General features: G+C 71.4%; 16 protein-coding genes. 7 read left to right on the top strand and 9 right to left on the bottom strand.

Annotation, left to right across the window (positions count from 1 at the left end; all coding sequences use genetic code 11):
- Positions 1 to 15 precede the first annotated feature (15 nt).
- Both ABH928_RS30690 and ABH928_RS30685 read right to left on the bottom strand, forming a co-directional pair.
- Entirely contained in the window at positions 16 to 495 is a 480-nt protein-coding gene (locus tag ABH928_RS30690) for an SRPBCC family protein (protein WP_370071912.1), read from the bottom strand.
- Positions 496 to 662: 167 nt separating this feature from the next.
- On the bottom strand, positions 663 to 1,469 hold the full coding sequence (locus ABH928_RS30685; RefSeq protein WP_370071924.1) for a DeoR/GlpR family DNA-binding transcription regulator: 807 nt from the start codon (positions 1,467 to 1,469) through the stop codon (positions 663 to 665).
- A 242-nt stretch (positions 1,470 to 1,711) separates the two neighbouring features.
- Between ABH928_RS30685 and ABH928_RS30680 the strand changes: the two genes are divergently transcribed.
- Positions 1,712 to 4,183 (top strand): hypothetical protein, encoded by a 2,472-nt coding sequence (locus ABH928_RS30680; RefSeq protein ID WP_370071911.1) that lies wholly within the window; start codon positions 1,712 to 1,714, stop codon positions 4,181 to 4,183.
- 171 nt (positions 4,184 to 4,354) lie between these two features.
- Here ABH928_RS30680 and ABH928_RS30675 read toward each other — a convergent pair whose 3' ends face one another.
- The 4 genes from ABH928_RS30675 to ABH928_RS30660 all read right to left on the bottom strand — a co-directional run bounded on the left by ABH928_RS30675 (position 4,355) and on the right by ABH928_RS30660 (position 9,794).
- A complete protein-coding gene (locus ABH928_RS30675) occupies positions 4,355 to 6,787 on the bottom strand; it encodes a right-handed parallel beta-helix repeat-containing protein (protein ID WP_370071923.1) in 2,433 nt (810 codons plus the stop codon).
- A gap of 206 nt (positions 6,788 to 6,993) precedes the next feature.
- On the bottom strand, positions 6,994 to 7,830 hold the full coding sequence (locus ABH928_RS30670; protein ID WP_370071910.1) for an MOSC domain-containing protein: 837 nt from the start codon (positions 7,828 to 7,830) through the stop codon (positions 6,994 to 6,996).
- 106 nt (positions 7,831 to 7,936) lie between these two features.
- A complete protein-coding gene (locus tag ABH928_RS30665; protein WP_370071909.1) occupies positions 7,937 to 8,542 on the bottom strand; it encodes a DUF6643 family protein in 606 nt (201 codons plus the stop codon).
- A 388-nt stretch (positions 8,543 to 8,930) separates the two neighbouring features.
- Entirely contained in the window at positions 8,931 to 9,794 is an 864-nt protein-coding gene (locus tag ABH928_RS30660) for a PAC2 family protein (RefSeq protein WP_370071908.1), read from the bottom strand.
- Positions 9,795 to 10,074: 280 nt separating this feature from the next.
- Here ABH928_RS30660 and metH point away from each other — a divergent pair, with 280 nt between their 5' ends.
- From metH to ABH928_RS30645, 3 genes are all read left to right on the top strand, one after another.
- Entirely contained in the window at positions 10,075 to 13,584 is a 3,510-nt protein-coding gene (gene metH, locus ABH928_RS30655) for a methionine synthase (protein ID WP_370071907.1), read from the top strand.
- 155 nt (positions 13,585 to 13,739) lie between these two features.
- Entirely contained in the window at positions 13,740 to 14,411 is a 672-nt protein-coding gene (locus ABH928_RS30650; protein ID WP_370071906.1) for an HAD family hydrolase, read from the top strand.
- Between the two features lie 291 nt (positions 14,412 to 14,702).
- Positions 14,703 to 16,316, top strand: coding sequence for an ABC transporter substrate-binding protein (locus ABH928_RS30645; RefSeq protein WP_370071905.1), 1,614 nt, complete (start codon positions 14,703 to 14,705; stop codon positions 16,314 to 16,316).
- Positions 16,317 to 16,427: 111 nt separating this feature from the next.
- Here the strand turns inward: ABH928_RS30645 and ABH928_RS30640 are convergent, their stop codons facing one another.
- Both ABH928_RS30640 and ABH928_RS30635 read right to left on the bottom strand, forming a co-directional pair.
- A complete protein-coding gene (locus tag ABH928_RS30640) occupies positions 16,428 to 17,099 on the bottom strand; it encodes a response regulator (protein WP_370071904.1) in 672 nt (223 codons plus the stop codon).
- A gap of 64 nt (positions 17,100 to 17,163) precedes the next feature.
- On the bottom strand, positions 17,164 to 18,081 hold the full coding sequence (locus ABH928_RS30635; protein ID WP_370071903.1) for a RecB family exonuclease: 918 nt from the start codon (positions 18,079 to 18,081) through the stop codon (positions 17,164 to 17,166).
- A gap of 12 nt (positions 18,082 to 18,093) precedes the next feature.
- On the opposite strand from ABH928_RS30635, the gene ABH928_RS30630 reads away from it, so the two are divergent.
- From ABH928_RS30630 to ABH928_RS30620, 3 genes are all read left to right on the top strand, one after another.
- Positions 18,094 to 19,455, top strand: coding sequence for a site-2 protease family protein (locus tag ABH928_RS30630; protein WP_370071902.1), 1,362 nt, complete (start codon positions 18,094 to 18,096; stop codon positions 19,453 to 19,455).
- 52 nt (positions 19,456 to 19,507) lie between these two features.
- On the top strand, positions 19,508 to 20,488 hold the full coding sequence (locus tag ABH928_RS30625) for a tRNA (adenine-N1)-methyltransferase (RefSeq protein WP_370071901.1): 981 nt from the start codon (positions 19,508 to 19,510) through the stop codon (positions 20,486 to 20,488).
- 168 nt (positions 20,489 to 20,656) lie between these two features.
- Positions 20,657 to 21,418 carry a hypothetical protein gene (locus ABH928_RS30620; protein ID WP_370071900.1) on the top strand — a complete coding sequence of 254 codons (762 nt, stop codon included), beginning with the start codon at positions 20,657 to 20,659 and terminating at the stop codon, positions 21,416 to 21,418.
- Between the two features lie 129 nt (positions 21,419 to 21,547).
- Here ABH928_RS30620 and ABH928_RS30615 read toward each other — a convergent pair whose 3' ends face one another.
- Positions 21,548 to 21,850, bottom strand: a complete 303-nt coding sequence (locus tag ABH928_RS30615; protein WP_370071899.1) for a ferredoxin — start codon at positions 21,848 to 21,850, stop codon at positions 21,548 to 21,550.
- Between the last annotated feature and the right edge of the window lie 194 nt (positions 21,851 to 22,044).

Raw genomic sequence — 22,044 nt, 5'->3', positions numbered from 1 at the left:
CGGCGACCCGGGTCGTCAGGAGACCCGTGCTCTCCTGCCCGCGCGGGCGTCGAGCTTGTGCATCGCGGTGCGGACCGAGCGTTCGACCAGGGAGTGGGCGGCCTGTGTCGGGAGCTCGATCACGGCGTGGCCTTCGATCGCCATGGTGAAGCGCAGCAGCGTGCCGTCGCCGTCGGGGGTGAGCAGCCACTCCTCCAACCAGGCGTGCGCGCCCAGCAGATTGGTCTCCTCGATCCGGTAGACGAACCGCTGGGAGTCTTCCCAGACCAGGACGCTCTCCACGAAGCGCACCCCGCCGACGAGCTTGACCGCGCGGCCCGCTCCCACCCCGTACGGCGGCGGGCCGGTGTAGGAGGCGCGGCTGATCGCGCCGAACCAGCTCGGCCAGGTGGACGCGTCGTCGGTCAGCTCGCGGAAGACGGCCTCGGGACCGGAGGTCAGCCGCTCCTCGGTCACGATCCGTACCGGCGCGGACTCCAGGAACTCCGTCGTCACGGGACGAAGCCTGATTCCCATCGCAGTTCCCCTCTCGGATCGGCGGTGCGTCCGGTTGATTGTCGTTCAGGTGTGCAGCTGCGCAGTCTAGTTGACGCTGCGTCAAACGTTCCAGGGAGCAGGTGGCGTGGTTCTGGTCACCATGGCCACGGCCACGGCCACGGCCCTCACCCGGCGACGACCACTTCGCGGACCTGTTCGGCGACCACGCCGCGGATCTCCGGTGGCAGGCCGGCGTCGGTGACCAGGGTGTCCACCTCGGCCAGCGTGGCGAAGGTGGAGAGCCCTACCGTTCCCCACTTGGTGTGGTCGGCCACCGCGACCACCCGCCGCGCCGCCGCGACGAAGCTGCGATTGGTCTCCGCCTCCGCCAGGTTGGGCGTGGAAAGGCCCGCCTCCAGCGAGATGCCGTGGCAGCCGAGGAAGAGCAGGTCGAAGTGGAGCGAGCGGATCGCCCGGTCCGCGATCGGCCCGACCAGCGCGTCGGACGGCGTCCGTACCCCGCCGGTCAGCACCACCGTGGCGGGCTGCGCGGCTGCGCCGCCGGTACGGGCCGCGTGCTCGAAGACGTCGGCGACCCGCACCGAGTTGGTCACCACTGTCAGCCCGTCGATCCGCACCAGGCGGTGGGCGAGCGCGAAGGTGGTGGTGCCGCCGGAGAGCGCGACCGCGCTGCCGGGGGCGACCAGCCCGGCCGCGGCCTCGGCGATCTCCTCCTTGGCGCTGAGCTCGAGCGCCGACTTGGCCTCGAAGCCCGGCTCGTGGGTGCTCGCCTCCAACACCGGCACCGCGCCGCCGTGGACCTTCTCCAGCATGCCCTGCCGGGCCAGCGCGTCGAGGTCCCGGCGGACCGTCATGTCCGAGACGTTCAGCTTGCGGGTCAGCTCGTTGACCCGCACCCCGCCGCGGCGCCGCACCTCGTCCAGGATCAGCGCACGCCGCTGTTCGGCGAGCAGACTGCTGTTCTCGGCCACGCCGCTGCTGTCCCCTCGGGCTCGTTCCGGGCTCATTGTCGGTGTCCTGCGGTTGAATCCTTGCACGGCCGTGTGGTCCACGGCGTGAAAGTGCTGTACGGATCAACGCAAAGCGGCAGCATATCCGGTGGAGTCGGCGTCCAGTGGAACGGGGGACCGGGACGGTCCCCGCGCCGACGTGGGAGCAGGAGAGGACGGGGGACCGGATGACGGGGGACCGGAGAGGGCCGGGGAGGGGATCGATGGACGACGAGGCGGCGGGCCGGGCCGCCGGGCGTGGCGGCGTGATCCTGCCCAGACAACGCACGGACGGGCCGGGGCCCGGCTTCCGGGTGCCCGCGCTGCGGATGGAGCTGCTGGTGCACGGGGTCGGCGGCACCACGCCCGAGACGATGCTCGACGACCCGCACCTGAAGCAGGTGACCGGCGACACCGTCTCCGGCACCTACCGCCGTTGGCAGGACCAGGACGCCGAGCGCCGTCCCGCCGACTACCGGGGCGGCGCGGTGCTGGAGGCGTACTCCTGGGCCCGGCTCACCTCGGGTGCGGCCAGCCGCGCGTTCTGGCTGCTGCTCCTGCCCTTCATGTTCGTCAACCTCGCCCACTGGATGCGCCCGGCCGAGCCGGAGCAGGCCGGCGGTGCGGTCGGCGGCACGGGCACGGGCACGGCTGACGGTGCGGACAGCGGCACGGCTGACGGTGCGGTGGGCAGCCGCGACAGGGTGCTCTACGAGGCGCTGGTCCGGGTGATCGCCGGATCGCTCACCGTGCTGCTCACGGCCGCCGCCTGCGAGATCGCGCTGGACCTGCTGGCCTGGCAGTGCGCCGCCGACGGGCGCTGCGTGGCGCAGCACTCCTGGCTGGTCTTCGCGCTCGGCGGCCACGGCGGTTGGTGGGGCATGCCGGGTCGCCGCCTGGTGGTGGCCGCGCTGGTCCCGCTGGCGATGCTCGGCGTCCTCGGCCGGCTGTCCCGGATGACCTGGAGCAGCTACGAGGCGGTCCGTCCGATGGAGGCGGAGCGCGGCAACGGTCCTGAGCCGATCGAGATGGAGCGGGACGGCTTCTGGTTCGGGGAGGCCGCCGTCGGTCGACTGCGGGTGCTGCACCTGGCGGCCGGGCTGCTGACCGTCGCCTGGGCCGTGCTGGTGCCCGTCCTCGCCCACGACCTCCACGCGGGCAGCGCGGGTGGCTCGACGCAGTCCGGTGGTGTGCCCGCCTGGATCGGCTACGTGCTGCTGGCCGCGCTGGTCGGCCTCGGCGCGGTCCTGCTGGTCGCCCTGGCAGCCGGTGCGGGACACGAGACGCTGTCGCCGCGCACCCAACTCCGCGCGTCGCTTGCGGCGTTGGCCGCCGTCTACCTCTACGCGGCCTGGTCGCGGCCCGGTTGGGTTCCGACGGGCGAACTACCCGGCGTGCAGCGCGGACTGGCCGCACTCGTCGCCGCCCAGGTGGCGCTGGTGCTGGCACTGGGCGTCGTCGCCTGGCAGATGACGCACCGTCAGCCCTCACCCTCGCCGGTCGACCCCGATCTCACCGTCCCCGCACCGGACGGCTCCACGGTGCCGGACAGCGGCTTCGGCGGCCCCAACGGCGCGGCGCTGCACAACCTGACCGGACCGGTCACAGCGATGCTGGGCTGCGGCGTCGGCGGCCTCTTCACGGCGGGCGCCGCGCTCTTCACCGGGCAGCGGCTGGGCAGCGACCTGCAGGCTGCGCCGCTGCTGGTCTGGGCCGCGAGCGGGGCCACACTGCTGGTCCCGGTGCTGCTGGTGGTCGGCGCCCGCCTCGCCAGGCGGTTGATGCGCACCGCCGAGTCGCTGCGCCCCCAGGTCCTCGCGGCCTACGACGAGCCGGGGACGACGACCGACTCGGTGCGCACCGGCCAGATCGCCAAGGCGCTCTCCGGCGCCCGGCTGACCGAGTCCGCCGCCGGCCTGGTCGCGGCCTTCGCCGGGCTCGCCGGGCTGCTCTCGCTGGCCGCGCTCGTCGGCTCTCTCACCGTCGGACGCTCCCCGGAGGCGGTGACCGCCAAGGACGGGATGGTCCTCTCCCACCTCACCACCGTGCTGCAGAACCTGGGCGGTTGGCTGACCACCGTGCTGGTCCTCGGCCTGCTGGTGCTGGGGCTCAAGGCGTACGACTCGCTCACCACCCGGCGCAGCGTCGGCATCATCTGGGACATCGGCACGTTCTGGCCGCGCGCCGCGCATCCGCTGGCCCCGCCCTGCTACGCGGAGCGTGCCGTCCCGGACATCGAGGCACGCATCCGCGCCTGGCTGAAGCCCGATCCGGGACGGCGTCTGGTGCTGTCCGCGCATTCGCAGGGCACGGTGCTGGCGGCGGCCGCGCTGTGGCAGCTCGACCCGGACACCCGCTCCCGCATCGCCCTGCTGACCTACGGCTCGCCGCTGCGCCGCCTCTACGGCCGGTTCTTCCCGGCCTACATGGGCCCGACGATGCTGGCCCGGCTGGAGCGGGACGTGCCGCGCTGGGACAACCTGTTCCGGCTGACCGACCCGATCGGCGGCCCGGTCCGTGTCCCGACGCAGGCGCCGGAGACCAGCCCGGACCTCCCACCGTTCCCTGACCCGGTCTCCTTCGGCCGCAGCGAGGATCATCCGATCCTGGTCCCGATCCGGGCCCACTTCGACTACCGCGTGGACCCGCGCTTCATCGCTGCGCGCGACGAGCTCCTGCGCGCCCTTACGCACTGACGGTGCCTGTGTGGCGATGGGGAAGTTGCACTGTCCAGGGGCGCGGGGAACTGCGCGAGAACTACTGACATGCGGATGGCCCTGCGCGTTCGGGGCGCTACGTGGCCGGGTGGCTTGTCGCGCAGTTCCCCGCGCCTCTAGGCAGTGCAACCGCAGCCGGAGCGAAGCGCCCTACGGCAGATCCTCCGGGATCAGCAGTTGCAACTGCTCGGTCGTCGGGTCGGGGAGGTGGGCGACGCGGACCGCGTGGCGCTCGATCATCGTCTCGAAGACCTGACGGGCCGTGCGGCCGTTGCCGAAGCCGGGGCCCTTCGGCAACGTGTCGAAGTGCGCGAGCAGCGCCTCCGCCGTCGCCTCCGCCAGGTCGTACTCGTGCTCCTCGGCCTGGGCGCGGGCGATCTGCAGCAGCTCCTCTGCCGAGTAGTCCGGGAAGGTGATGGTCCGTGAGAACCGCGACGCGACGCCCGGGTTCGAACCCAGGAACCGCTCCATCTCGGTGGTGTAGCCGGCCACGATGACCACCACCTCGTCGCGGTGGTCCTCCATCAGCTTGACCAGCGTGTCGATCGCCTCGCGGCCGAAGTCGCGCCCGCCGTCCTCCGGGGCCAGCGCGTAGGCCTCGTCGATGAAGAGGACCCCGCCACGGGCGCGGTCGAAGGCCTCGGCGGTGCGCAGCGCGGTCGAGCCGATGTGCTCGCCGACCAGGTCCATCCGGGCCACCTCGACCAGATGGCCGCGCTGGAGCACGCCGAGGGAGGCGAGGATCTCGCCGTAGAGCCGGGCGACCGTGGTCTTTCCGGTACCGGGGGAGCCGGTGAAGACAAGATGGCGGCGGAGCGAGGGCGCCTTGAGGCCCGCCTGGCGGCGGCGACGGCCGACCGAGATCAGGTCGATCAGCGTCCGCACCTCCTGCTTGACGGTCGCCAGACCGACCAGCGCGTCCAGCTCCGCCAGCGCCTCGTCGGCCGGACGGCAGTCCGGGATCGGCGCGATCTGCCCGAGTGCCTCCGCGCGCTGCCGCGTGGTCTGCTGGGCCGCCGTCAGCCGCGCCTGCGTCGGCAGCGCCGTCGTCGCCAGGGGAGCGCCGGACGGGTCGGCGGGGACCGGCAGGCTACTGGCGGCGGGCGCGGGCGCGAGCGGCTTCGCGTCGTCGGAGACGCAGGCCTCCACCACCGGGCCGGGCTCGCTGAACTCGAAGCCGCCACGGGCGTTCTGCTCCGCGCGGCAGCGCGTCAGCACCGTCGCGCAGCCGTCGATCACATGGAAGCCGAAGCCCTTGCCGTGTACCGCCGTGCACTCCTCGAAGGTGCCCCGGCCGCCCGCCGAGACGTAGACCCCGGCCTCCCCGCTGCCGCGCAGCACGGTGTTGCGGACCACCGGGTCCGCGCCCTTGGTGACGATCACGGCCGTGGCCACGTCCGCGATCTCACAGCCCGTCAGCAACCCGATGCTGCCGTGGTCGCGGAACCAGACCCCCGTCGTCGCATCCTGCACCCGCAGCGCGTCGATCCGCACCTGGCCGCCCGCGCTGACCGAGACGGCCGTGCTGCGGACCTGGGCGATGGAACAGCCGACCGCCTCCGCGGTGGATCCCCGGTCCAGCACGAAGAGCGCGTCCGGCACGTCGTGGATCCGGCAGTCGGTCAGCGTCGCGCCCGCGCCGTCGATGACCCAGACCGCCGGGTAGTCGCCGGTGCTGTCGCGCAGTTCGCAGCTGGTCGCGGCGACCGTGGTGCCCGCGTCCCAGACCGAGAGGCCGTTGCGGCCGAAGGCACGGAGCTGACAGTCGGTCAGCGAGAGGTGCGAGCGCCCGCGCAGGTCGGCGGCGTTCTCCGGGACCTCGTGGATCCGGCAGCGTTCCAGCGTCAGCGTCGCCTGCCCGTCCAGGGTGAGGCCGTTGTCGCTGACCCGGGAGACGGTGCAGTCGGCCAGCAGTCCCTCGGCCAGGCTGTCGGCCTGCACGCCGTTGCCGTTGACCTCGGAGATCTCGCACTCGTCCAGCCGCGCCCGGCTGCCCTCACCGGTCAGCACCAGCCCTGCGCCGGTGCACTGGCGGATCCGGCACCGGGTCAGCTGCAGGCTGCCGCCGCTGCGGACCACCACGCCGGACTGGCCGGCGCTGTCCACCACGCAGTCCTCGACCACCGCCTCGGCGGCGTCCGAGACCCGCAGGCCCAGCCCGCCGGGGTTCTCCACGGTGGTCTGCCTGACCACCGGCCGCGCATCGCCCAGCACCTCGATGCCTACCGACGAGCGGGTCGAGATCCGGCACTCCGCCAACTCCGGTGCGCCCGCCGCCAGGAGCACCGCGGGTGCGGATCCGTCCTGACCCTCCAGCACCAGCCCGTGCACTGCCGCCGAGGCCGCCACCACCAGCGCGCTACCGGTCGGCGGCTCGATCCGCACCGTCCCCGGGCCCTCGGCGCTACGCAGCGTCACGGCCTTGTCGAGCACGACGGTCTCGCGGTAGACACCCGCGCCGAGGGCGATCGTGTCGCCGGGCTCGGCCGCCGCCAACGCGTCGGCCACGGTGGTGTACTCACCCGAGCGGCGACGCCAGCGCGAGGCGCCGTCCAGGGTCACCCGCACCACGCCTGCTCCCATGACGATCCGCTGCCCCCAGCTCTTCCGTTCTGCCGCGTCCGCCCACGGTACTGCGTCCGGCACCTGGTCCTGGCCCTCTTCCTGTGACAACGATGACAACGAGCGAGGCGACGTCGGGTGGTCGCTCGTAGGGATGATGATCTGGATGCGGCGTCAGTTTCCGCCGTTCGGACGGGATCCCGGGTCGCCGGGAGCGTGCCGCGCGCTCAGTCGGGGTGCGGCAGCGGACCGGCGTCGAGCACGGTGAGCTCGTCGCCGAGCCGCAGCGTGCCGTAGGGCGCGAGCGGCACCATGTGGATGCCGAAGGCGGCCTCCTTGCCGAAGCGGCGGCGCTTGCGCAGCGTCCGCAGTGGCTGCTGGCCGGTGAAGACCCCGGCCTCCTGGTCGACGGTGGTCATCACACACCGTCCGCACTGCTGGACGACCTCGAACTCGACCTCGCCGATGCGGATCCGGCGCCAGCCGGTCTCGGCCCAGGGCGCGCAGCCGTCCAGCACCAGGTTGGGGCGGAACCGGTCCATCGGGACGGGCACGGCCGCGACGGCGTCCGGCTGGTCCCGCGCGATCAGCCCGTCGAGGGCGTCGAGGGAGCCGGTGGTGGTCAGCAGGAGTGGGTACTGGTCCGCGAAGGTGGTGGTCGCCGGGGCCGGACGACGTTCCGGCAGGTCCAGGCGGGCGAGCCGCAGCTCGCGGCCGAGCAGTTTGCGGAAGAAGGCGGCGACCTCGGCGGAGTCGACGACCGGCGTGCTGAAGCCGTCGCCGAAGATCGAGACCTGCGTCAGCCCGGCAGCCGCGGGTGCGGGCACACGCAGCGGCGCGACGGCGTCCGGGTGCTCCACGGTCAGCGTGCCGTCCTCGGCAACGGACGCGTGGAACCGTGCCAGCCGCGGATCCTGGCGCTGCGTCAGCGTCTCGCCGTCCTCGCCGACCAGCATCCAACGACGGTCCCCGGCCAGCCCCCAGGGCTCGACTCGGCACGCGTCGACCGGAACGGCGTGGAACGACTTGACCGGATGTATTCGCAAGGCGGTGAGCTGGGCCATACCCCCAATGGTGCCAGCTCCCGACGTCCACCCGGGGTGCCGGTGGCCCGGACCCCGAGTGTCGCTCCCGTCCTTCGCCCTGCGGTGTCGCTCCGTGGTGCGGTGCTCAGCGACCGCGTTGCGGCGGGTAGCCGTATCCGGCGCCGCTCTGCTGCTGCGGGTAGCCGTAACCGGCGCCGGGCTGCTGCTGCGGGTAGCCGTAACCGCCGCCCGCCTGCGGCTGCGCGTACTGCGGCTGCCCCGGCTGGGGCTGGGCCTGCGGGTACCCGGAGCGCAGCGGCGTCACCGGCGCGACGGGCGTGCCGTGCGACGGCGTCATCTGCTGCCCGCCGAACTGCTGCCCGCCGAACTGCTGCTGGTTCCCGCCGTACGTCTGCCCGCCGGCGTACTGCGGCTGCTGCGGGATGTACGGCTGCGGGGCCGGGTAGTGCGCGGGCGTCGGAGTGGAAGGTGCATAGCTGGGACTGCTCGGCCCCGGCCCCAGCGCGAGCCGGGGCGTGGCGATGGCGGGCAGGTTGCCGCCCTGGCCGAAAGAGGACCCGTAGGACGACGAGCCGAAGCTGTCGTATGCGGCCGGCGGCAGCGCCGCAGGCACGTTGATCGGCGCGATCTGGGGGACGCCGCGTTCAGCCACGAGACTGTCGTAGATCGGGGTGTCCGAGGAGAAGGACGGAGCGTAGTAACCGACTCCGTCGTAGGAGCGGGAGGTCATGACGCATACGGTAAGCCCACAACGTGCCTGCTGAGGAGAGTGTCACGGCAGGTAGTTGTGGGGATTGCGCGGTGGCGGGCTCACAGGCTGGGTCGAAAGTGTGAAAATCGGTCAGATCACCTGCCTGGTGTAGCTGCGGGCGGGACCATTGTTGAGCCAATATTTACCGGACGGTCGCTCTCCACACCGCGCTCCGCGCTGTGCACCGTGCGGTCACCAGGCGTCAATCCCGCGTTGGCTGATGTCGCTGCGATGAGTTACTTGCGCTGTCCGGGGCGCGGGGGCTCTGCTGATGTGCGGCTCCGCCGCGTGGGCGCGACAAAGCGGGCCTGTGCTGCCGCAGTTCCCCGCGCCGCTGGAGTAGTGCAGCGGCCCGTCTGCAAAAGCGCTACTCGCCCGCCTTCGGCGGTTGGTTGTCGCGGCGGCGCAGGTAGCGTTCGAACTCGCGGGCGATCGCGTCGCCGGAGGCCTCGGGGAGGTCGACCGTGTCCCTGGCCTCCTCCAGCTGCTGGACGTACTCCGCGACCTCGCTGTCCTCCGCGGCCAGCTGGTCGACGCCCAGCTGCCATGCCCGTGCGTCGTCCGGGAGTTCGCCCAGCGGGACCCGGATGTCCAGCAGGTCCTCCAACTTGTTCAGCAGCGCCAGCGTCGCCTTCGGGTTCGGCGGCTGAGCCACGTAGTGGGGGACAGCCGCCCAGAACGTCGCCACCGGGATGCCCGCGTGGGCGCACGCCTCCTGCAGGACGCCGACGATGCCCGTCGGGCCCTCGTACCGGCTCTCCTCCAGCTCCAGCGAGGAGGCCACGTCAGGGTCGGAGGTGACGCCGCTGACCGGCACCGGCCGGGTGTGCGGGGTGTCGCCGAGGAGCGCGCCCAGGATGACGACCATCTCCACGCCGAGCTCGTGGGCGAAGCCCAACAGCTCCTGGCAGAAGCTGCGCCAGCGCATGCTCGGCTCGATGCCGCGGATGATCACCAGGTCGCGGGTCTTCGGCTCGGTCACCCGGACCACCGAGAGCCGGGTCGTGGGCCAGGTGATCCGGCGGACGCCCCCGTCCATCCAGATCGTGGGACGGTTCACCTGGAAGTCGTAGTAGTCCTCGGCGTCGAGCTCCGCGAAGACCTTCCCACCCCAGATCTCGTCCAGATGCGCGACAGCGGTGGAGGCGGCGTCCCCCGCATCGTTCCAGCCCTCGAACGCGGCCACCATGACCGGGTCGATGAGCTCGGGCATGTCCTCAAGCTCGATCACCCCGGGGCCTCCCTCCACTTGCCTGGTACGGGCCCGATTCAGCTCGTCCCACGGACTGTAAGTGCCCAGCGTACGGGCAACCATTCCTTTTACCCGATGTGCTTGCTCCGGGTGGTGTCCCGTCGTTTTCCGGACACCGCTGACCAGGGCCGCGGTGGCCGCCCGTGTCCCACCTGGCGGAATCCCTGAGCTCACCATGTGTCCCTGCAATAGGCTGGGCGCGTGCGCCCGCGTCCGTGTGGGCGCAAAGTCGACAGCCGTCGCACACAGGGAGCTCACCATGGCCGTTTTCGTCCCTCCTGCCGCCCAAGAGCGCGCCGACGCGCTGCGCGAGGCGCTCGCCACCAGGGTTGTGGTGGCCGACGGGGCCATGGGGACCATGCTCCAGGCGCAGAACCCCACCCTGGAGGATTTCCAGGGTCACGAGGGCTGCAACGAGGTGCTGAACGTCTCCCGCCCGGACATCGTCCGCTCGGTGCACGAGGCCTACTTCGGGGTCGGCGTCGACTGCGTGGAGACCAACACCTTCGGCACGAACCTGTCCGCCATGGGCGAGTACGACATCGCCGACCGCATCTTCGAGCTGGCCGAGTGCGGCGCGCGGATCGCGCGCGAGGCCGCGGACGAGTTCGCCGCGAAGGACGGCCGGCAGCGCTGGGTGCTCGGCTCGATCGGTCCCGGTACCAAGCTGCCGACCCTCGGCCACATGCCCTTCGAGGCGCTGCGCGAGGGCTTCCGGCAGAACGCGGCCGGTCTGATCGCCGGTGGCGCGGACGCGTTGCTGGTGGAGACGGCGCAGGACCTGCTCCAGGTCAAGGCCGCGGTGCTGGGCATCAAGCAGGCGCAGGCCGACGCCGGGATCAGCCTGCCGATCCTTGCCCAGGTGACCATGGAGACCACCGGCACCATGCTGCTGGGCTCCGAGATCGGCGCGGCGCTGACCGCGTTGGAGCCGCTGGGCGTCGACTACGTCGGCATGAACTGCGCCACCGGCCCGGCCGAGATGAGCGAGCACCTGCGCTACCTGGCCCGGCACGCCAAGGTCGGGCTCTCCTGTATGCCGAACGCCGGTCTGCCGGTGCTGGGCAAGGACGGCGCGGTCTTCCCGCTCTCGCCCGAGGAGCTGGCCGACGCCCACGACGTGTTCACCCGGGAGTACGGCCTCTCCCTGGTCGGTGGCTGCTGCGGCACCACGCCGGAGCACCTGCGCCAGGTCGTGGAGCGCGTCCAGGGCCGGCCGGTCGCGCCGCGCACCCCGCAGCCGGAGGCGGCGGCGTCCTCGCTCTACCAGTCGGTGCCGTTCCGCCAGGACACCTCCTACCTGGCGATCGGTGAGCGGACCAACGCCAACGGGTCGAAGAAGTTCCGTGAGTCGATGGTCGCGGGGGACTGGCAGGCCTGCGTCGACATCGCCCGTGAGCAGATCCGCGAGGGCGCGCACCTGCTCGACCTCTGCGTCGACTACGTCGGCCGTGACGGCGTCGCGGACATGAAGGAGCTGGCCGGTCGGCTGGCCACGGCCTCGACGCTGCCGATCGTGCTGGACTCCACCGAGCCGCAGGTGCTGCGGGCGGGTCTGGAGCTGCTCGGCGGTCGCGCGGTGCTCAACTCGGTCAACTTCGAGGACGGCGACGCGGACGACTCCCGTTACGGCCGGATCGCGGCGCTGGCGTCCGAGCACGGTGCGGCGCTGATCGCGTTGACCATCGACGAGGCGGGCCAGGCCCGCACCGCCGAGACGAAGGTCGCCATCGCCGAGCGCCTGATCGAGGACCTGGGCACACGCTTCGGCATCGCGGAGCACGACATCCTGGTCGACTGTCTCGCCTTCACCCTGGCCACCGGCCAGGAGGAGTCGCGTCGCGACGGCATGGAGACCATCGAGGCCATCCGGGAGTTGAAGCGCCGTCACCCCGCGGTGCAGACCACGCTGGGTCTGTCCAACATCTCCTTCGGCCTCAACCCGGCCGCCCGTCAGGTCCTCAACTCGGTCTTCCTCAACGAGTGCGTCGAGGCCGGTCTGGACTCGGCGATCGTCCACGCGGCGAAGATCCTGCCGATGAACCGGATCCCGGACGAGCAGCGCGAGGTCGCGCTCGACCTGGTCTACGACCGCCGCCGGCCCGAGCAGGGCGACGAGCCAGCCTACGACCCGCTGAGCCGGTTCCTGGAGCTGTTCGAGGGCGTCAGCGCCGCCTCGGTGCGCGCGGGCAAGGCGGAGGAGCTGGCCGCGCTGCCGCTGGAGGAGCGGCTGCAGGCACGGATCGTCGACGGCGAGCGCAAGGGCCTGGAGGCGGACCTCGACGAGGCGCTGACCGTCCGGCCCGCGCTGGAGATCGTCAACGAGGTGCTGCTGGAGGGCATGAAGACGGTCGGCGAGCTGTTCGGCTCCGGCCAGATGCAGCTGCCGTTCGTGCTCCAGTCCGCCGAGGTGATGAAGGCGGCGGTGGCCCATCTGGAGCCGCACATGGAGAAGTCCGACTCGGAGGGCAAGGGCACCATCGTGCTGGCCACCGTCAAGGGCGACGTCCACGACATCGGCAAGAACCTGGTCGACATCATCCTGTCCAACAACGGCTACAACGTCGTCAACATCGGCATCAAGCAACCGGTCTCGGCGATCCTGGAGGCCGCGCAGGAGCACCGGGCGGACGTGATCGGCATGTCCGGCCTGCTGGTCAAGTCCACGGTGATCATGAAGGAGAACCTGGAGGAGCTCAACCAGCGCGGCCTGGCCGCCGAGTTCCCGGTGATCCTCGGCGGCGCGGCGCTGACCCGCGCCTATGTCGAGCAGGACCTGCACGAGATCTACGCCGGCGAGGTCCGCTACGCCCGCGACGCCTTCGAGGGCCTGCGGCTGATGGACGCGCTGGTCGCGGTCAAGCGCGGCGTCCCCGGCGCTGCCCTGCCGGAGCTGCGGCAGCGCCGCCACGCCAAGGTCGAGGTGGACGAGCCGGAGGAGACCACGACCCGTTCGAACGTGGCCGCCGACAACCCGGTGCCGTCCCCGCCGTTCTGGGGCGACCGGATCGTCAAGGGCATCGCGCTGGCCGACTACGTCTCCTGGCTGGACGAGGACGCGCTGTTCAAGGGGCAGTGGGGGCTGAAGGCGGCGCGTGCCGGGGGTCCGAGCTACGAGGAGCTGGTGGAGACCGAGGGTCGGCCGCGGTTGCGCGGCTGGCTGGACCGGCTGCAGACGGAGGGCCTGCTGGAGGCCGCCGTGGTCTACGGCTACTTCCCGGCGGTCTCGCGGGAGAACTCCCTGGTGGTGCTGGGTGAGGACGGCCGGGAGCGCACCGCGTTCACCTTCCCGCGCCAGCGGCGCGGGCGTCGGCTCTGCCTGGCGGACTTCTTCCGCCCGGAGGACTCCGGCGAGAAGGACGTCGTCGCCTTCCAGGTGGTCACCATGGGCAGCAGGATCTCCGAGGCGGCCAACAAGCTGTTCGCGGAGAACTCCTACCGCGACTACATGGAGCTGCACGGCCTCTCCGTCCAGCTGGCCGAGGCCCTGGCCGAGTACTGGCACGCCCGCGTCCGCGCCGAGCTGGGCTTCTCCTCCGAGGACCCGAAGGACATGCGCGACATGTTCGCCCTGAAGTACCGGGGTGCGCGCTTCTCCCTCGGCTACGGCGCCTGCCCCGACCTGGAGGACCGCGCCAAGATCGCCGAGCTGCTGCGCCCGGAGCGGATCGGCGTCGAGCTCTCCGAGGAGTTCCAGCTCCACCCGGAGCAGTCCACCGACGCCATCGTGATCCACCACCCGGAGGCGAAGTACTTCAACGCGCGTTGAGACGTTCGTCAACGCGCGTTGAGCTCGACAGGATTACGATGTAGGACCCTCCCTTGGCCGGCCTCCGGCCGGGGGCCCCGGGCCGGTCACCTCGGTGGTGATCGGCCCGAGCCGTCTCGCCCGGACGCCGGGCCGCAAGAAAGCCGGAACCGCCCGTGACCACAGTCGCCTCCCGCACCCTGCAGGCCGTCCTGCTCGACATGGACGGCACGCTGGTCGACACCGAGGACTTCTGGTGGGAGGCGGAGAGCACGCTGCTGGCCGAGCTCGGCCACCCGATCGGGGCCGAGGAGCGCGAGATCGTGGTCGGTGGCCCGATGTCGCGGGTGGTGGCCCACCTGCTGGCGGTCTCCGGCGCCCCGCTGACGCCGGAGCGGCTGGGCGACCTGATCAACGAGCGGTTCGTCGAGCTGATCGGCCAGGGCGTCCCGGTCCTGCCGGGCGCCAAGGCGCTGCTTGCGGACCTGGCCGCGCACGGCGTCCCGACGGCGTTGGTCTCCGCGTCGCACCGGCGGATCATCGACCAGGTGCTGCGCACACTCGGCGCGCACAACTTCGCCTTCACCGTCGCTGGCGACGAGGTCGAACGGACCAAGCCCCACCCGGACCCGTACCTGCTGGCCGCCGCGCGGCTCGGGGCGGACCCGGCGCGCTGCGTAGTGATCGAGGACGCCCCGACGGGAGTGCGGGCCGGTCAGGCGGCGGGCTGCCACGTGCTGGCGGTGCCCTCGGTCGCGGCGATCGAGGAGGGGCCGCGGACGACCGTGCGCACCACTCTGGAGGGTGTCGACACCGCGATGCTGCGGGCGCTGGTCGCAGGGGGCTGACGCTCCGCCATGTCCAGCCCCTCCGCGATCTTGTGAGGAGCCTGTGAACGTGCGGAAAAGTAACTACCTGCTAACGCTAAAACGGACGAATCAGTACATGTGGCGTCACTTCCGCCGCATTTCCGGCCGGTTGGCCAAACCCTCGGTAAAGGGCGGCTGGGGGTTCGTGCGATCGTATGGCAGGCTACCGCTCTATCGACCCTGCCGCGGATCCTGCGCACCATCTCTGCGTGGTATACCGCGCCGCGGGGTGGTGGTGAGATCCAGCGCCGGCGAGGAGAAGAAGGACACATGTCAGCACTCAAGCGGCTGGCGGCGCTCAGCTGCGTCGGCCTGATCGCCACGACCACCGCCTGTGGCTCGTCGAAGTCGACCGGCCCCGTCGACGGTGCTCCCAATGTGACGATCAACGTCGGCTCGGCGACGCCCTTCACCACGCTCGACCCGGCCAACGCGTACGACTCGGGCTCGTGGAATGTGTACTACAACATCTACCAGCAGCTCTTCACCTACATGCCGGGCGCCAACCTGCCGACGCCGGACGCCGCCAAGGACTGCACCAACTCCGGCGTGACGGTGACCTGCGACCTGCAGCCGGGCCTGGAGTTCTCCAACGGCGACGCGCTGGACGCCAACGCCGTCAAGTTCTCCCTGGACCGCGTGCTCGCGATCAAGTCCAAGACCGGCGTCTCCGGCCTGCTCAGCACGATCAAGTCGATCGACGTGCTCAGCCCCACCCGCTTCGTGCTCCACCTGACCGAGCCGGACGCGACCATGGAGGACCGTCTCGCCTCCGGCGTGGCGTCCATCGTCGACCCCAAGGTCTACAGCGCCACCCAGGCCGAGCCGAACACCTTCAGCGGCGTGGTGGGCTCAGGCCGCTACGTGGTCCAGTCGGCCCAGTGGGGCAACCTGGGCGGCGGTCAGCAGCCGACCGAGCTCAAGCTGGCGCTCAACCCCAACTACAAGGGCGCGGCCACCGCCCCGCAGAACTCCTACGTCGACGTCAAGTACTACGCGGACCAGAACGGGACGAAGAAGGCGCTCGACGACAAGGATGCCGACGTCGTCATCCAGGACCTCAACGCCAACGACGTCGTCACCATGCAGAACAACCAGCAGCTGGGCAGCGGCCTTCAGGTCGCGCAGGGCCCCGGCGGCCAGGTCCGGATGATGTCCTTCAACACCAAGAAGGCGCCGTTCAACGACGTCCACGTGCGCCAGGCGGTGGCCGAGCTGATCAACCGCAGCCAGATCGCCTCCGGGCCCTACCAGCACACCGTGACGCCGGCCTACTCGCTGATGCCCGCCGGCATCGCCAACTCCTCGCAGTCCTTCAGCATGTGGAGCACTCCGCAGCGCACGGACGGCGAGGTCAGGCAGCAGCTGAAGGACGCGGGGGTCTCCCTCCCGGTCAAGTTCACGCTCTCCTACGGCGGGGGTGACGCGGCCAAGGAGGCCGAGACCAAGCTGATCGCCCAGCAGCTGAACAGCACGGGCATCTTCCAGGTCGGCCTCCAGGGCTTCCCCGGCGGCGTCGGCCAGATGCAGTCGGCGATCCTGACCAGTGGCAACTTCCAGGCCTTCATGATCGCCTGGGAAGCCGACTACCTGGACGCCGACGACTACATCTCGCCGATCGTCGAGGGCAACGCCCTCTACAACAACTACAACAATCCGACGCTCGACCAGGAGATCTCGCAGGCGCTGTCCATTACGCCGCGTACCTCCGCGGAGAAGGCGTACAAGCAGATCCAGAACACCATCGCCCAGGACGTCCCGGTCATACCGATCTGGACCAACTCCCAGTACGCGGCCTCGCAGGCGAACATCACCGGCGTCCCGCTGACCCTGGACGACTCGGGCACCCCCCGCTGGTGGCTGATCGGCAAGACCAGCAACTGACGACAGCAGCAGGCCCGGCCCCGCAGCACGCGGGAGCCGGGCCTGTTTCGTTCCTCGGCTCTGCCTGTTCGCCTGTTTGTTGTTCGCCTGCTCCTGGTTGCTGACGGAGCCTCAGTTGCCGCCGGGGCGCACCAGGCCGCTCTCGTAGGCGAAGACCGCCGCCTGGACCCGGTCGCGCAGGCCGAGCTTGGTCAGCACATGGCCGACGTGCGTCTTCACCGTCGTCTCGCTGACGAACAGTTCGCCCGCGACCTCGGCGTTGGAGAGGCCCTTGGCAACCAGCTTCAGCACCTCCACCTCGCGATCGGTCAGCGTGCCCAGGGACGGCGGCGGGGCCTCGTCGCCGGACGGGAGCCGACCGGCGTACATGTCCAGCAGGCGGCGGGTGACGCTGGGGGCCAGCATCGCCGCGCCCTCGGCGACCACGCGGATCGCCTGGACCAGCTCCTCCGCCGGGACGTCCTTGAGCAGGAAGCCGCTGGCCCCGGCGCGCAGCGCCTCCACCACGTACTCGTCCAGGTCGAAGGTGGTCAGCACCAGCACCTTGGCCGGGCCGTCACGGCCCGGTCCGGCGATGCGGCGGGTGGCCTCGACGCCGTCCATCCGCGGCATCCGGATGTCCATCAGGACCACGTCGGGCTGCAGCGCCCGGACCTGGTCGAGCGCCTGCTGCCCGTCCCCGGCCTCGCCGACCACGGCGATGTCGGACTCGGCCTCCAGAATCATCCGGAAACCGGTGCGCAGCAGCGGCTGGTCGTCGACCAGCAGCACTCGGATCGTCACAGCACGCTCCACTCGGCGATCACGTCGATCAGGTCGATCACGTTGATCAGGTCGGGACAGTCGATCAGGACGGGACACTCAAAGGGTACGCAGGCGGGGTTCCGCCCCACGCCGGGCACAGCGGCTTGTGCGCGCACCAGTCGCAGAGCCGGTTCGGGTTGGCGGGCCAGTCGCCGCTCGCCAGGGCCTGCTGGACGGCCTGCCACAGCGCCAGCAGTTTCCGCTCCACGGCGCGCAGATCGGCCTCGTCCGGGTCGTAGGTGACCACCTGGCCGCCGCCGCCCAGGTACATCAGCTGGAGCCGCTTGGGGATCACCCCGCGCTCGCGCCAGATCACCAGCGCGTAGAACTTCATCTGGAACATGGCCTTGCCCTCGAAGTCCCGCGAGGGCGCCCGGCCGGTCTTGTAGTCGACCACCCGGACCTCGCCGGTCGGGGCGACGTCGACCCGGTCCACATAGCCGCGCAGCCGGAGCCCGGACCCCAGCGTGGTCTGCACCAGCAACTCGCGCTCGGCGGGCTGGAGGCGGTTCGGGTCCTCGATGCGGAAGTAGGCGTCGAGGAGCTTCTCGGCGTCGGCCAGCCAGCCCGCCAGCTCGTCGGCGCCCGCCTGCTCGGGGAAGAGCTCGGCCACCTCCGGGCGCTCCAGCAGCAGCTTCTCCCACTCCGGACGTAGCAGCGCCCGCGCCGCCTCGGGTGTGCGCTCGCCGAGCGGGGCGTCGAAGAGGCGCTCCAGCACGGCATGCACCAGCGTGCCCCGGGTGGCCGCCGGACTGGGCGGCTCGGGCACCTTGTCGATCACCCGCAGCCGGTAGAGCAGCGGGCAGGTCATGAAGTCGCCTGCCCGCGAAGGCGAGAGCGAGGTCGGGACCGCGGGCGGCGCGACCTCCGGCGCAGCCTCGGGCGCGAGGTCCGGCGCGGCGTCGGTGGTGCCGGTTGCGGGGCTGACGGGGGTGTCGACGGTGGGGTCGGCGGCTTGCATGGGTCCGACCCTATGGCCTGGCACCGACACCGCGTGGGTAAGTGGGTAAGCACGAGGGTGGGGGCAACGGTGTACCGACGGCCCGCCGCGCGCCGCAAGCGCGGGAGATCGCGTAGCGTGTGGCGCGGAGACGGGCACGGAGGGGCGGACGTGAGCAGCGGCGACAGCGGCAACGGCGAGACGACAGCGGGCGCTCCCGATCCCGAGCGTCCGCCCGGCGCGCTGCGCATGGGCCGGCCCTTCGGGGTGCCGGTCTACGTCACGCCCAGCTGGTTCCTGGTCGCGGCGCTGATCACCTGGCTCTTCGGCGGCCAGATCGACGCCGTGCTGCCGGGCCTCGGCGGCGCCCGCTACCTGGTCTCGCTCTTCTTCGCGGTCGCCTTCTACGGCTCGGTACTGATCCACGAACTGGCCCACACCGTGCTGGCACTGCGCTTCAAGCTGCCGGTGCTCCGGATCCAACTCCAGTTCTTCGGCGGCGTCTCCGAGATCACCAAGGAGGCGGAGACGGCCGGACGCGAGTTCTGGCTGGCCTTCGCCGGACCGCTGCTCTCGCTGGTGCTGGGCGGGGTGTTCCTGGGCGCGATGCAGTTCGTGGTTCCGGCCACGGTGCCCGGCGTGCTGCTGACGGCGTTGATGCTGAGCAACTTCGTCGTCGCCGTCTTCAACCTGCTGCCCGGACTGCCGCTCGACGGCGGCCGGATGCTGCGTGCGGTGGTCTGGAAGCTCACCGGCCGCCCGATGGCCGGGACGGTCGCGGCGGCCTGGGCCGGGCGTGGCCTGGCCCTGGTGGTGCTGATCGGCATGCCCGCCCTGTCCGCCGCGCAGGCCGCCGAGATCGGCACCGGCGAACTGCTGACCGACGCCGTGCTCGGCGCGATCCTGGCCGCGATCATCTGGAACGGCGCGAACAGCAGCCTGCGCAACGCGCGGCTGCGCGAACGGCTGCCGGAGCTCAGTGCGGGCGTGCTGACCCGACCCGCCGTCAGCGTCACCGCCGACACCCCGCTCGCCGAGGCGCTGCGCCGGCTGGACGCGGCCGGTGCGCTCGGCATCATCGTCACCGACAGCGCTGGCACGCCGATCGCCCTGGTCCGCGAGCGCGCGGTGCGGGCGGTGCCGGAACACCGGCGTCCGTGGATGCAGGTCAGCGAGGTCTCGGTCCCGCTCGGCCCCGGCAGCCGGGTCCCGACCGGGCTGGCGGGCGAGGAACTGCTGGACGCGCTGCGCGCCGTGCCCTCGGCGGAGTACCTGGTCGTCGGGGAGGACGACGAACCCGTCGGCGTCCTCGCCGCAGTCGACGTGGAACGCGCCTTCTCCCGCGCGATGTCGGGCGAGGACGTCCTGGTCGCCGCCCCTCCGCCCGCCGCGTGAGCCAAGCGCGACGTGGTCGGCAGGCCCCAGTTGCGCCCGTAGACTAGCCCCCATGACTCAACCGACCGGCGCCGCCCGCCGTCGCGGGCCCTTCCAGGTCGGGGACCAGGTCCAGCTCACCGACCCCAAGGGACGCCACCACACCATCACGCTCGAAGCAGGGAAGGCGTTCCACACCCACAAGGGTGCCTTCTCCCATGACGAGCTGATCGGCGCCCTCGAGGGCACTGTCGTGCGCACCACCGGGAACACCCAGTACCTCGCGCTGCGCCCCCTGCTCCCCGACTACGTCCTCTCCATGCCGCGCGGCGCCGCCGTCGTGTACCCGAAGGACGCGGGGCAGATCGTCACCATGGCCGACATCTTCCCCGGCGCGCGCGTCGTGGAGGCCGGTGTCGGTTCCGGTGCGCTCAGCATGTCGCTGCTGCGCGCGGTGGGGGACAGCGGCTCGCTCTTCTCCTACGAGCGCCGCGAGGACTTCGCCGGGATCGCGCGCAGCAACGTCGAGCGCTACTTCGGCGGCCCGCACCCGGCGTGGAAGCTCACCCTGGGCGACCTTCAGGACAAGCTGGTCGAGACCGAGATCGACCGGGTCGTGCTGGACATGCTGGCGCCCTGGGAGTGCCTGGACGTGGTGTCCAAGGCGCTGGTGCCCGGTGGCGTGATCTGCTGCTACGTCGCGACCACCACCCAGCTCTCCCGCACCGTCGAGGCGCTGCGCGAGCACGGCACCTTCACCGAGCCGCAGGCCTGGGAGTCGATGGTGCGCAACTGGCACGTCGAGGGCCTGGCCGTGCGTCCGGACCACCGGATGATCGGTCACACCGGCTTCCTGCTCACCTCGCGCCGTCTCGCGGACGGCGTCGAGCCGCCGCTGCGTCGTCGCCGTCCGGCCAAGGGCGCCTACGGCGAGACGGAGGCGCCGGAGAAGGTCAAGCCGGGCCGGTTCCTGAAGCTGGCCGAGGACCGCGCGGACGCCTCCGGCGAGGACTACGTCGAGGACTTCGACCGCGTGGCCGACGAGCGCGACTGAGCCGCGCGCCGGTCCCATGGCCTCGAGTCGGCCTCTGCACAACCTCCACGGGGAGGCGACGGAATCGTCGCTTCCCCGTTGTTCTGCGCGCGTCCGGACTGTGGGACGATGACGCGCACAATCGCGCGGTGACTGCGGGAAATGGGGTGTCCCCTGGTGGTGCAGCTGGTGGCGAGGTCCGACGAGACCGTTGAGTCCGTCGAGTCGGGGAGTGTCGAGTCGGGCGGTGTCGAGGCGGAGAGCGCGGGCGAGGCCGCCGTCGCCGAGAAGGCGAAGGCCCTGTCAAAACTCCCCGCCCACGCGCGAAGTAAACCGCTGCACTGGATCGCCACCGCCGCCGGTGTCGCCTCCGTGGTCGGTCTGGTGCTGGTGGTCGGACCGGCCGGCGCCGCCCAGCGCGTCGCCGGAGACCTCCCCGGCACAGGAGCGGGAGCCGGGTCCGGTGCGAGCGCCGCAGCCGGCACCGGCGCCGGCACCGCGGCGGGCCCGGCCGCGCACCCGGTCCCGGCCGCCGCCGCGCCGAACCCGGCCAAGGCCAAGCTGCCGCTGGACTGCGCAGGTCAGGCGGTCAAGATCGACCAGCAGTTCGCCGCGGCCCTGCCCGGCAGCGGCACCCCGGTCACCGTCGCCTCGGCCCGCTGCGACGCCGCCGGTGGCACGCCGCCGGACGGCCTCTACGTGCTGGAGCCCGGAAAGAGCGCGGCCGCGGCACCGGTGCTGGCGGCCACGCTGCTCGACCCGGCCAAGCGGATGAGCGTGCAGAGCGTCACCATGCGGTCGGACGGCAGCATCCGCGCGGTGGTCAGCGGCTACTCCTCGGCCTCCGTGCCGAACTGCTGCCCCGACATCAACGAGACCCTCAGTTGGGCCTTCGGCAAGGGGGGTTCCTGGGCCCAGCCCGTGGTGGCCGCCAACGGGGCCTCCGTCTGATCGGACCCGTCACCTCGTCCGGGAGGGGGTCCCAGGCCCCTTCCCGCCGACGGGAACTGACGTAGAGACAGCTCACCCCTCGTCATGTGATCTTCGTCACGTGGCGAGGGGCGTTTGCGTCGGCGCGGACTACTCCGCGTCGGGTCCGTGCACCTCGACCCGGTCGCGGACGCGTCGGACGTGGATGCAGTCGCCGGGGCAGTCCTTGGCCGAATCCGCCACGTCCTGAAGCAGCGTCAACGGGACGGGCACGCAGGCGCCTGGCTCCGTCAGCAGCTCCTCGTCGGTGCCCTTCACGTAGGCGAGCCCGTCGATGTCGAGCTCGAACACCTCGGGCGCGTACTGCACGCAGATGCCGTCGCCCGTGCACAGGTCCTGGTCGATCCAGACTTCCAGGGCCTCCGTGGCCCCGCTCTCGGTGCTGGTGGACATCCCGGCCGTCCGTTCTGCGTTCTTGATGGTCTCGATGGCGCTGACCTCGTCAGCCTACCTCCGACCGCTTTCGACCAATGCCGAGGTGGGTATGTGCCTTACCAGAGGGGACGTACGCAAGGGTGAAGATCGGACACACCCCTTCGGACTTTCGATCAAGGGGTTTCAACACTCCCAGGCGCAGGTAGGGTCTG

It is taken from the genome of Streptacidiphilus sp. MAP5-3, assembly GCF_041262505.1.
Classification (GTDB): domain Bacteria; phylum Actinomycetota; class Actinomycetes; order Streptomycetales; family Streptomycetaceae; genus Streptacidiphilus.
Note: the sequence above shows the minus strand (reverse complement) of the source record. Positions and strands in the feature narration are given on the sequence as shown.

Bases quoted from the DNA above. Each gene is read 5' to 3' on its own strand.
- ABH928_RS30625 (WP_370071901.1), top strand. From the start codon at position 19,508: ATGACTCAACCGACCGGCGCCGCCCGCCGTCGCGGGCCCTTCCAGGTC.
- ABH928_RS30670 (WP_370071910.1), bottom strand. From the start codon at position 7,830: ATGGCCCAGCTCACCGCCTTGCGAATACATCCGGTCAAGTCGTTCCAC.
- ABH928_RS30630 (WP_370071902.1), top strand. From the start codon at position 18,094: ATGGCCTGGCACCGACACCGCGTGGGTAAGTGGGTAAGCACGAGGGTG.
- ABH928_RS30645 (WP_370071905.1), top strand. From the start codon at position 14,703: ATGTCAGCACTCAAGCGGCTGGCGGCGCTCAGCTGCGTCGGCCTGATC.
- ABH928_RS30665 (WP_370071909.1), bottom strand. From the start codon at position 8,542: ATGACCTCCCGCTCCTACGACGGAGTCGGTTACTACGCTCCGTCCTTC.
- ABH928_RS30680 (WP_370071911.1), top strand. From the start codon at position 1,712: ATGGACGACGAGGCGGCGGGCCGGGCCGCCGGGCGTGGCGGCGTGATC.
- ABH928_RS30635 (WP_370071903.1), bottom strand. From the start codon at position 18,081: ATGCAAGCCGCCGACCCCACCGTCGACACCCCCGTCAGCCCCGCAACC.
- ABH928_RS30675 (WP_370071923.1), bottom strand. From the start codon at position 6,787: ATGGGAGCAGGCGTGGTGCGGGTGACCCTGGACGGCGCCTCGCGCTGG.
- ABH928_RS30615 (WP_370071899.1), bottom strand. From the start codon at position 21,850: ATGTCCACCAGCACCGAGAGCGGGGCCACGGAGGCCCTGGAAGTCTGG.
- metH (WP_370071907.1), top strand. From the start codon at position 10,075: ATGGCCGTTTTCGTCCCTCCTGCCGCCCAAGAGCGCGCCGACGCGCTG.